This is a genomic window from Kitasatospora sp. GP82 (genome assembly GCF_029892105.1).
In the GTDB taxonomy this organism is placed as follows: Bacteria; Actinomycetota; Actinomycetes; order Streptomycetales; family Streptomycetaceae; genus Kitasatospora.
In genome coordinates this window covers 1-9,664 of sequence record NZ_JARZAJ010000084.1, presented here as the reverse complement: position 1 = coordinate 9,664, position 9,664 = coordinate 1, and the positions used below count along the sequence as shown (strand labels likewise).

The 9,664-nt window shown below is 67.2% G+C and carries 11 protein-coding genes and 3 pseudogenes; 4 read left to right on the top strand and 10 right to left on the bottom strand.

Features of this window, described 5'->3' with window-relative positions; translation table 11 throughout:
• Positions 1–1,630: alkaline phosphatase family protein (locus P3T39_RS36515; RefSeq protein ID WP_280703629.1), on the bottom strand; the 1,630-nt coding region annotated here is incomplete at its 3' end.
• A 428-nt stretch (positions 1,631–2,058) separates the two neighbouring features.
• Here P3T39_RS36515 and P3T39_RS36510 point away from each other — a divergent pair.
• Positions 2,059–2,688 carry a class I SAM-dependent methyltransferase gene (locus P3T39_RS36510; RefSeq protein ID WP_280703628.1) on the top strand — a complete coding sequence of 210 codons (630 nt, stop codon included), beginning with the start codon at positions 2,059–2,061 and terminating at the stop codon, positions 2,686–2,688.
• A gap of 2 nt (positions 2,689–2,690) precedes the next feature.
• Here P3T39_RS36510 and P3T39_RS36505 read toward each other — a convergent pair whose 3' ends face one another.
• From P3T39_RS36505 to P3T39_RS36485, 5 genes and pseudogenes are all read right to left on the bottom strand, one after another.
• The gene (locus tag P3T39_RS36505) at positions 2,691–3,332 is read right to left on the bottom strand and encodes an IS630 family transposase (protein WP_280703631.1); all 642 of its coding nucleotides are present in this window, start codon (positions 3,330–3,332) and stop codon (positions 2,691–2,693) included.
• Positions 3,329–3,661, bottom strand: coding sequence for a hypothetical protein (locus P3T39_RS36500; protein ID WP_280703627.1), 333 nt, complete (start codon positions 3,659–3,661; stop codon positions 3,329–3,331). Before P3T39_RS36500 ends, P3T39_RS36505 begins: the two co-directional genes overlap by 4 nt.
• 286 nt (positions 3,662–3,947) lie before the next feature.
• On the bottom strand, positions 3,948–4,424 hold the full coding sequence (locus tag P3T39_RS36495) for a hypothetical protein (protein ID WP_280703626.1): 477 nt from the start codon (positions 4,422–4,424) through the stop codon (positions 3,948–3,950).
• A gap of 12 nt (positions 4,425–4,436) precedes the next feature.
• Positions 4,437–5,222, bottom strand: coding sequence for a hypothetical protein (locus P3T39_RS36490; protein ID WP_280703630.1), 786 nt, complete (start codon positions 5,220–5,222; stop codon positions 4,437–4,439).
• Positions 5,223–5,465: 243 nt separating this feature from the next.
• Positions 5,466–5,681, bottom strand: a pseudogene (locus P3T39_RS36485) (helix-turn-helix transcriptional regulator); the annotation flags it as partial.
• Between the two features lie 174 nt (positions 5,682–5,855).
• On the opposite strand from P3T39_RS36485, the gene P3T39_RS36480 reads away from it, so the two are divergent.
• The 3 genes from P3T39_RS36480 (at position 5,856) to P3T39_RS36470 (ending at position 6,881) form a co-directional block, all read left to right on the top strand.
• Complete coding sequence (locus P3T39_RS36480; RefSeq protein WP_280703625.1) at positions 5,856–6,164, top strand: hypothetical protein; 309 nt, start codon at positions 5,856–5,858, stop codon at positions 6,162–6,164.
• 313 nt (positions 6,165–6,477) lie between these two features.
• The gene (locus P3T39_RS36475; protein ID WP_280703624.1) at positions 6,478–6,657 is read left to right on the top strand and encodes a hypothetical protein; all 180 of its coding nucleotides are present in this window, start codon (positions 6,478–6,480) and stop codon (positions 6,655–6,657) included.
• Positions 6,657–6,881: a hypothetical protein gene (locus tag P3T39_RS36470; protein WP_280703623.1), complete on the top strand. Its 225-nt coding sequence runs from the start codon at positions 6,657–6,659 to the stop codon at positions 6,879–6,881. Before P3T39_RS36475 ends, P3T39_RS36470 begins: the two co-directional genes overlap by 1 nt.
• A 530-nt stretch (positions 6,882–7,411) precedes the next feature.
• On the opposite strand, the pseudogene P3T39_RS36465 reads toward P3T39_RS36470, so the two are convergent.
• The 4 genes and pseudogenes from P3T39_RS36465 to P3T39_RS36450 form a co-directional block, all read right to left on the bottom strand.
• Positions 7,412–7,549: pseudogene (locus P3T39_RS36465) on the bottom strand (IS701 family transposase); the annotation flags it as partial.
• Positions 7,550–7,647: 98 nt separating this feature from the next.
• Entirely contained in the window at positions 7,648–8,343 is a 696-nt protein-coding gene (locus tag P3T39_RS36460) for a hypothetical protein (RefSeq protein WP_280703622.1), read from the bottom strand.
• A 363-nt stretch (positions 8,344–8,706) separates the two neighbouring features.
• Positions 8,707–9,042: a hypothetical protein gene (locus P3T39_RS36455; RefSeq protein WP_280703621.1), complete on the bottom strand. Its 336-nt coding sequence runs from the start codon at positions 9,040–9,042 to the stop codon at positions 8,707–8,709.
• Positions 9,043–9,059: 17 nt separating this feature from the next.
• Positions 9,060–9,664 (bottom strand): annotated as a pseudogene (locus P3T39_RS36450) (hypothetical protein); the annotation flags it as partial.

Below are 9,664 nucleotides of genomic sequence, written 5' to 3'. Positions count from 1 at the left end.
TGTTGGCCGGCGAGGCGCTGTCGGTGACGGTCAGCGTCGCGGTGTAGGTGCCCGCGGTGCTGTAGGTGTGGCTCGGGTTCTGGGTCGTGCTGGTGGTCCCGTCACCGAAGTTCCAGCTGTACGTGTACGGGGCCGTGCCGCCGGTGGCCGAGCCGGTGAAGTTCTCCGTCAGCGGTGCGTTGCCGGTGGTCGGGGATCCCGTGGCGCTCGCGGACAGCGGGGTCGAGCCCTGGACCCAGAAGTCCTCGAGCGGGTCGCCGAGCGCGGCTTGGTCCGCGGTCGTCATCGGGAAGGTGGACAGGCCCAGGTTGTCGTTCGGGTCGATGACGCCGGAGTGCACGTTCTCCATCGTGCGCTCCATGGCCGCGAGCACGTTGCTCGTGGTGTACGCCACGTGCGAGACGTACTGCTGCTTGACGTAGGCCGACGGCCCGATGACGACCAGCGGCACGCGGTAGGTGTTACTGACGTGGTCCGGGCCGTTGCTGCCGTTCTGGGTGTCGTCCTCGGTGACCACGATCAGCGTGTTGTTCTTGTACGTCGGGTTGCTCTCGATGGCGTTGACGATGTTGTTCGTCGCGGTGTCGTTGCCGGAGACGTCCTGGTAGGTGCCGGGGTGGTCGTTGAACAGCTCGACGTAGTTGTAGGCCGGCATCCCGTTGGTGTTGATGAAGTTGATGTAGTCGTTGGCGACCGTGCTGTCAGGGATGCTCTGGTTCTGGCAGGTGTACTCGTTGTAGTGCAGCTCTTCGGGAATGTTCGTGCCCGGACGGTTGGGTGGCAGCACTTCGAGCTTGCCGTCGGCCGGGTTCTTCCAGTAGCCGCTGCCACTGCTGAGCATCCAGTAGAAGTCGCCGTTCATGATGAACGTGTACGGGCTGGTGCCGCTGCTGGTGCCGGTCGGGGTGGTGCACGCGTTGGTGCCCTCGTCGGTGGGGCCCGAGGCGCCTTGCAGGAAGCGGTCGAACTGCGTGCCGTTCGCAGGGTAGGACTGCTGCTGGCTGCTGGACGCGGACTGCCCTGAGAACAGCCACCAGTGGTTGGGGCCGGACGGCGGCTGGGTGCCGGTGCTGTACGAGTCGGACAACGCGTAGGTCTTGGCCAGCGAGTGCAGGTTCGGCACGGAGCTGATGTGGTTGGTGCTCTGCACCTTGCCGTTGCAACTGGGGCTGATCGTGGTCGCGCAGTCGCCGAGGTAGTCGTCGAAGGTGTGGTTCTCCCGGTAGATGACCACGAAGTGCTGGAACGGCGGGAAGTACGGCGCCAGCGGGTTCACCGCCGCGGTGGGTTGCCCCACGACCGACTGCTTGCCGTCGGCCGTCCGTACGACGTTCTTGTCGGTGATCTTCAAGTTCTTCGGCTGCGGGAACTTCGCGAACTCCACGCCCGGCGCGGCGAACACCGCGCCGGTGCAGTCGAAGTCGTCCGGCTTGTAGGTCTGCGGACGCTGACCGACCGGCAGGTTCTTGGCGTTCGTCGGGCTGGTCGCCGGGTTCCACCCCTTCAGCGTGCACGAGCCGACGCCGGTTGTGGGGTGCTTTCCGGCCTCGGCCGTGGCCAGTGAGCCCCCCGCCACCGTGACGGCGGCGAGCAGAGCCACACTCGCCGATCTCTTCTTCCACTTGCTCATCGGCACCCCTCCACACATGATCGTGCATGGTCAGATGACTTCGGTCCGTATGGTCGCCGCGAAACGGAGGCCGGGCAAGTGGATGCGCGTAGAATTTTCAGGAACCGGGTTTTCGTCTGGCGTTCGTCCCCTGTTGCCGGATCATCCGACGGCTCTTGGATCCCGAGCCGGAGTAAGCATCCACAAGCGTTCGACCACTTAGGCGAGTTGACGATCCAACAAGCTGGCCTGGCTCTCTGTCGGACATCGGGTTGGAGCCGGTGGGGCTAACACGCTCAGGTCTTCGGCGGCCTCCCCGTTGGAAGCCGCGGCTGCGAAATGCTCGGCGGCCTCCATCCGGATCCGCTCGCGCCGCGCTTGGCGTTCAGGCGTCAGCCCGCCACCCCGGCCGGAGAACAGCTGCGAACGGGGGTGTTAACTTCCTTCCCGTGGCGGAGCACCAGGATGAGACCAGGGCGGCCTACGACGGGATCGTCGACCTGTATGCGTCGATGTTCGCTGATCGACTGGAGACGCGGCCGTTCGCGCGGGCCATGGTCGGCACCTTCGCCGAGCTGGTGCGCGGGACGGGGAACCCGCGGGCGGCCGATGTCGGCTGCGGGCCCGGACATCTGACGGCCTTGCTGCACGACCTGGGGCTGGATGCCTTCGGGCTCGACCTCTCCCCGGCCATGGTCGACCACGCCCGGCGGGCCCATCCAGCGCTGCAGTTCGACGAAGCGCGGATGGAGGCCCTTCCAGTTGAGGACGGCGCGCTCGGCGGCGTGCTGGCCCACTACTCGATGATCCACACCCCTCCTGGGGAACTACCCGCGCTGCTCGCCGAGCAGGCGCGCGTCCTGGCACCGGGTGGCCTGCTCCTGGTCTCGTTCTTCGCGACCGACGCGCCCGAGCCGGTCCGCTTCGACCACAAGGTGACGCCCGCCTACAGCTGGCCGGCGGACCGGTTCGCCGAGCTGCTGGCCGGGGCCGGGCTCGTCACGTTCGCCCGGCTGCTCCACGACCCGGCGTCTGAGCGGCGCTTCCTCGATGCCCACTTGCTGGCCCGCCTCCGCTAGTGCTACTGCGCGTGAGTCCTGCTGGGGTGGTTCGGCTGCTTCATGCGGCTTGGCGTGCCGGGGCCGCCAGTCGGGGACCGGAGGATGGTCGCGGTGCCGGCATCGAGGTCGATTCGGTCGAGGAGGTCTTGGCAGGCGGTGAACTCGCCGCGCCGGAGGAGCCGGCGCCCCAGGATCGAGAAGAAGATCTCCACCTGGTTCAACCACGAAGCGTGCTTGGGCGTGTGGTGGGCCACGAAACGCGGGTGGGCCTTGAGCCAGGTCCGGGTCGCCTTGGAGGTGTGCGAGGAGCCGTTGTCCATCACCAGGTGGACCGTCAGTTCCTTGTTGATCCAGGTGTCCAGGCGGTGCAGGAAGCGGATGAAGTGCTTCGAGTCGTTGCGGGGCAGCTCCTCGGTGATCACTTCACCGGTGTGCACGTTGAGCGCGGCGGTGATCGAGGCGGTGCCGTGGCGGCGGTACTCGAACTCCACCCGCCCCGGACGGCCGGGCGCGGTCGGAATGGTCGGGTGACGGCGTGAGCGGGCACCCATCGCGGTCTTCTCGTCCACGCTGATCACCACCGAGTTGGCGGGGCAGTGCCGGTACAGGTCGCAGACCTCGCCCGCGCGGGTGAAGAACCCCGGGTCCTGCGGACGGGTCAGCCACCCGCGCCCGAGCCGAAGCCGAGCTTCGCGCCGCCCAGCTCGCGCGCGGCAGCCAGCCCTCCCGTGACGACATCGCCGCCCTCGTCCGGGCCAACAGCGACCTCCTCGCCGTCCTCGCCGACACCGAAACCACCGAACGCGCCGATCTGTACCTGCGGCTCGGGCTGGTCCTGACCAATCATTCGGGAAAGCAAAAAGTGCTGGTTGAGATGAATCTCAACCAGCACTTCGCTGAAGCCCGTGGGCTCACAGTCGGTGTCCGAGGGGGGCTTGAACTCTCGCCTCGGACACCAGCTCTCTATGCCTCTGACCTGCTGAAACGGCACTGACACGCGGTCGAGCTGACAGCCTCGCTTGCTCGCCTATCTGGCCCGTTTCGGGGTGCCCCCGACTGCTGTTGGTCACGTTGGTCACGTGGCCCAAAGCTGGGACAGGGATCGATGCACTCCGTGCCCAGCCTGGTGCTGGTGGCCGGTCAGCAATTCATTCATGCATGAGTCAGGAAGGGTTCTGCCGAACTGGCATCGGGCCTGCCGGGCCCGTTCTGTGAACAGTGGCGATGGCAGTCCCTCAGTGCGGCTTGGGTGTCCGCGCACCTCGGGACGGTGGCTACTATCTGCGGACGGCGCCTTCGGGCCACAACACCCGGACGGGTACGCCGGTGCGGTGAGCGTATGCCACTACGTCGGCGGTACCGCCGTAGCCGCGCGCGGGGAGGCCATCCCACACCGCGATGAGTTCGTCCACCAGACCGACCAGGACTTCACTACCAGCCATGTGCGCGGCCTCATCGGACTCCACCATGCCGGTGTGGTGAACGTCAGCTGCGCGGCGCAGCAAGTAGTCGTACGCGTCGTGGTGCCACTCAGGCAGACTGCCGCGATATTTCTCGGCGGGAACGATGACTTCCAGCCTGCCACCGTGACCCAGAACCGCCTCGGCAAGCCAGGTGTCCGGGCCGTCCGCGATGCACGACACCGCCGTCAGCTCAGTTGAGTCCAGGCCGTGGACCTCCTGATCGAGCAGCTGCCGTACCTGCTGTTCCAGTTCGCCGGTCAGGCCGCGGTGCCCGGTGATCCCCACACGCATAGAGCGTCCTTCCTACAGGTAAACGCCGTGCAGGCGTTCGTCGAAGTCCCGCACCACCTTGGGCGGGGCATTGGAGGTGAGCAGACGCCGCACTGCGCGGGCTTGCTCGACGATGCGCCCGGACCGGTATTGGAGACCGATCTGCAACGCACGGGAGGCGAGCGAGAACGCAGCCTCGATCCGTCCCGCTGTTGCGTGGCCGGCGGCGATATCCAAGACCAATAGCGCCCGTTGCTTGGGGTGGGCGGTGGTAAGGGCGTCGGTGTCACCGTTCAGAACCCATTCCGGTGCTCCGAGCCGGGCTCCGCAAGTGACTCGGCATGCCACAACCTTGGCTTCATCGAAGGTGAACACCCAGGGCCACGGCGGAGGTTCGGCGTCGGAGAGGGATTCGGCGGTGGCCCGGCTGCGAGTCAGTGCCCGGTCGGCGGCGCGCTTGTCGCCCCCGGCTGCGTATCCAAGTGCTTCGACCGAGGACAGCCAGGCATCGGCGACAGCCGGACGCTGAGGTCCGAGGAAACGGCGGGCTCCTTGGGCGAGACTCAGCGCCTGGGCAGCATTACCTGCATGAGCCTCGAACTGGGCCAGACTTCCGGTCTGGTATGCCATGAGCAGCGGATTCGCTGCCGCTCGCGCTGCTTTGATGGACGCACCGTAGAACGAGCGGGCGGACCCGTGGTCGCCCATGTCCCATGCCAGCCACCCAGCCAGGCTCGCTACTTCACTGGCGACCGCAGCCAGTTGCGTGCGGTGGGTGTCGCTGGGTGCTGAGGCCATCAGGGTTTGAATCAGCCGCATGTGGGCGTGGACAGCCTCGGAGAGGTCGCGGGAGGGCGTCGTCCCGTCCAATCGCCTGTAAGAGGTCGTGCTCAGGCGCAGTGCGGCAGCCTGGTGCCCCGGACCATCAGTGGTATCTGGGAAGACAGCGAGCACAGGGGTGGCGACTGCGGCCGCTACCCCACTGAGAAATCCCCGTCTCTCCACGTGCTCTGTCTCGTTTCGTGCCAGTGTTCTATTCTCGGCAAGGCCTAAGAGCTGCGGAGGAATGCCCAAGTGGGCCGCGATCCGCGCCAGCTGGTCCATGGCGTATGCGCCGGAGCCTCGTTTCTCCAGCCGAGAAATGGCGGGCTGAGAGAGCCCGCATGCCTGCCCCAGCTGAGTCTGCGTAATCCGGGCATCCGTCCTGGCCAGCTCAATGACCTTGCCGTAGTTCCCTGCCCGGGAGGCGTCCCGGACTGCTGCCGACTTCCAGTTCAACAGCTTCCCCCACGCTACGAGTTTCGACCAGCCCGATCATGTATCCGTATGCGTCCGGCACATATCCGTATGCGAGCGCCGCATCGACGATGGTCCCACAGCTTTGCCGAGGCGTTGACTGGACGTCAGCAGCCCGCTGGAGCGGGAAGATCTCGGATAGCTCAGGAGATGCTGATGTCCTCCGTGACAGTGGTTAGTCCTCCGCCCCGCGAGCACTCGCAGCGCTGGAGCTCGGTGGTGCAGCGTCATGCCCGGGTGTTTCGAGCAGAAGCGGTGACAGCTTTGGACGACCTGCTCGGTGCCTTGTCGCTCGCGGGCGTCGTGCTGCCATCCCTGGGGGTTGACCAGGTTCCGGTCTTCGGAAGTGGCGTCTGCCTGGTGGAGCTCGGCAGGGCTCGACCCGATGTCGTTGCTCAACTCGCGGTGGTGATACGGCGCGGAGCCGACGCGCAGACATCTCAGTCGGGCGCCGAGGCCGTATGACCGAGGAAGGCCCGCTGCCGTGCCCCATGAAGGACTGCGGCCGGCAGGTGGCGGTGACTGTTCCGAACGCTGACGGCGTCCGTGACTGGCACTGCCCCGGCTGTGGATCTTTCGGCTACACGCTTCCGCTGGAGTACGTGGCACACACGGATGAGCCGTTCCTTCAGCGGGTCGGCCGCCTGACGAAGACCAGGAAGAACGTGACTGTGTGAGCACGAGGTTGGAGTTAGTGGATCCCTTCGGGTGGCTGATATCGCACGGCTGGCTGCCGATTCGTCCCCGTTCCGCACCTCCCGATGCCGGAGAGCCCAGAATGACGTACAGGCCCAACTCCTTCATGAACACGGACTACGGCGCTTGGTCGGAGCCCCCCGAGCCGGCCAGGCTCGATCCCGAAGTTGAGCCGCTGCTCGGTGCCCCGCAGTACCTGACGGATGGCGAGCAGCTGCGCTACCCGGAGTCAGGCGCTCCCTGCCTCCTGGTGGTGAGGTAGTGCGGGCGAGACCGGGTGTCCTGGCCCGGCTCACCGCGTGGTCCGGCATCGTGGCCGTCAGCGCCGGTATTGCCGTCGGTGCGGCCTCGCTGGTCGACCCACAGCAGCACGGCACCCGCGCGCTGGTCGGACTGATGACCGCTGCGACCGTGGTCCTGTGCGCCGTCCCGCTGTACGGGGCGTGGGCAGCGTGGTGCGAGCGCCGCAGTCTGCCGACGCCGTGACGGTTCGTCTGATTCTCGCTGCGGGGCTGGTTGTGGCCCTCGTGGTCTGTGGCTGCGCTGCGGTTCTCGCGGCGCTGAAGCCGATCAGCGCCGCACCGACAACCCGCCGGAGAAGGCCCTCCCCAGTCCCGGCGGGCCGCTCAGCCGGGGACGTTGCCCCGGCGGGCATCCCTGGTCGGTCGCGTGCACCAACCCCCGAGGTGTGCGCGGCGGGCCAGGACCACCGAGTACCAAGTAGAAGGCGCAACAGCATGGTTCAGACCGTAAGGGCTTCGCCGCTGGTGGAGCGGCTGGGACGGCACCATCGGTTGGTCGGCGTCGCCCTGGTGGCGATAGCGCTTACCGCCGCCGGAGCGGCCGGGTACCTCATCATCCACACCTGGCGAGGCGCCGTCGTCGCCGCGTACGGGGCAGGGGCCTGGGCCTTCATTCGTGGCTCCGTGAAGCTTGCGTCCTGGCGGGCGGGTTCTCTGCGCCGCAGGTCGCCGGAGTGGCGGGCCCTGGAGACCGCAATCCGCCAGAAGGCCGCCGTCCGACAGCAGCCCAAGCACCAACTGCTGTACCCGACGCCGGGGCTCGACCCGCGCGAACCGCCCCGCGATCCGGCCCATCAGGCCCTCGAACGCCTCCTGCCAACGGGCAGGGTCTACGCTGTGACCTGCGGCCACCGCATGATCTTCTGTCTTCACACACCGATGATCAGCGGTGGCCGCACCCGTCTCCGCTCCGGCCCCCGCCGGCAACATCACTCACTACGGCTGGAGTATCAGTAGGGCGGTCTCGGCCGGGGCCCCTCCGAGAAGTACGTCCGGATCAGCGAGATCTCGGCCACGTGGTGTCGGCCGGACAGGGCCGATTCCGCGGCCTGTCGGTCGCCGAACGGCCGGTATTCGCGGCGGTGTTGGGCGGCGCCTTCGAAGTACTGCTCGTTCGAGAGCAGTGGGAGGGACTGCTGGTCGCTGATCATCGTGATGACGAGGTAGTCGTCCGTCACGGGGTCGACGTAGTCATAGCGCTCGGCGGTATAGCCGGAGCCGGGTGGAAGAGGCGCTAGGGAGCCCTGCCAGCCTTTGGCAGTGAGCGCTTCGTCCCACTTGCGGGCCACATCCTGGAGTCCGCCGTCGAAGGTCACGTACAGCGCCATCTGCCGCTGGCAGAACACCGGGAGTGCGGAGTCGGAGCCAAACTCGCGATGCTCGCGGAGGCAGCGGTCCAGGGCCGCGTCTCCCAAGGATTTGGGCGAGCCCGGGAGTGCGCCGGACATCTCGGACAGGCGACGGTTCAGCTCCACAGACGCAGTCCGGCTGGCGGCTGCCACCCCGGGTGATCGCGCGACACCTCCGATGCCCGGCCAGATCGGCACGTAACCCCAGTACGCCCCGGCAGCAACCACAGCCGCCGCCAGCACGCTGGCACCGATGGCCAGCCTTCTACGCTGCTTGGGTGATCTCGTCGTCGCCATGCGGCGATGCTGCCATTCATGCGTCTCGACCGCGTCACGACCGCGTCCTGATGACATGCGGGCCCCTGGTGAGGCGCACGGCGGGATCGGCGAAAGGCCTGGAGAAGCGGGCCGACGGCAACGCCGGCACCGCACTCCAGGCCGACTAAACCGGTACGCCACCCGAACCGAGGCCCGCGTGATCGCCACCTGGATCACGGACTTCCACAACACTCGCCGCGGGCACAGCGCGGCCGGCGGGCTGCTGCAGTCGCTAAGGCGCCAGAGTCACAGAACACCGAACTGCCGTACCAAGGGGCCCCGGCGTTCCAAGCGCCTACCCGCCCGTGATCACGAACTACGGCTGGAGTCAACGCCGTTGAGTTAACGCTTCGACCTGGCCTTCAAGCCTTGCTCCATGACCATGACTTCGGTTTTGAGGGTGTAGTGCTGGGTGGCGGCGGGGTGCTGGGTGGAGTTCTTGCTGTACTTGCTGGTCGGGTTCTTGCGGGTACGGGCCTTGACTCGCTGTCGGCGGTGGGCGGGCAGGAGGCTGTCCAGGACGGCGCGGCCGATCGCCCCCACCAACGCGATGTTGCCAGGGAGGACTCCGCCGGCGTTGGTGACCTGGTCGCGGGCGGCATCCAGAGCGACGGTGAAGCTGATCCGGTCAGGGTCCAGGCGCGGCCGACTGGCGGCTGCGTCGCCCGCGATCCGCACGAGTGCCTGGTAGACGGTCAGCAGGGCGTATACCTCCTGGTCGATGTCCGTGCAGCACGTGGAGCGAAGGACCCGGCCGTCGAGCATTGTGGCCTTGAGCGAGAAATAGGCCGTCTCGACCTGCCACCTCTCGTGGTAGAGATCGACCAACTCGCGGCGGGGTGGCGGATGTGGTCCGTCAGGCTGGTGGCCAGGCGCCACTGCTCTCGGCGCACGGTGCCGTCCTGGTACGTCACGGTGATCCAGGCCTCGACGATCCGTACCGGCAGTTTCCCCATGCCGAACGTCGACAGGTAGGAGCCGTCCGGCAGTCGCTTGATGATCAGCGGGATGCGCCGGGCACCGGAGCGGCAGAGGAACTCAGCTCCCGTGGAACGGAGTTGGGACAGGAGGGGCCAGCTGTCGAAGCCCGTGTCCAGCAGTACGGGCATCCCGGGGGTCAACCGGCTCAGCAGCCGCTCGGCGTATGCGCTCTCTCCCTCGCTCTCCGGGCCGAAGGCGGCGCCGAGCACGGCCCGGGTGCCGCACTCAATGAGGACGAGCAGCCGCAGCAGCGGGTAGCCGAACTCCAAGTCCTCGCCCTTGCGTTTGCGCTTGGAGTGCTTGGTGGCGATCGGCTCGC

Bases quoted from the DNA above. Each gene is read 5' to 3' on its own strand.
- P3T39_RS36495 (WP_280703626.1), bottom strand. From the start codon at position 4,424: ATGCGTGTGGGGATCACCGGGCACCGCGGCCTGACCGGCGAACTGGAA.
- P3T39_RS36490 (WP_280703630.1), bottom strand. From the start codon at position 5,222: ATGCGGCTGATTCAAACCCTGATGGCCTCAGCACCCAGCGACACCCAC.
- P3T39_RS36480 (WP_280703625.1), top strand. From the start codon at position 5,856: ATGTCCTCCGTGACAGTGGTTAGTCCTCCGCCCCGCGAGCACTCGCAG.
- P3T39_RS36475 (WP_280703624.1), top strand. From the start codon at position 6,478: ATGACGTACAGGCCCAACTCCTTCATGAACACGGACTACGGCGCTTGG.
- P3T39_RS36460 (WP_280703622.1), bottom strand. From the start codon at position 8,343: ATGGCGACGACGAGATCACCCAAGCAGCGTAGAAGGCTGGCCATCGGT.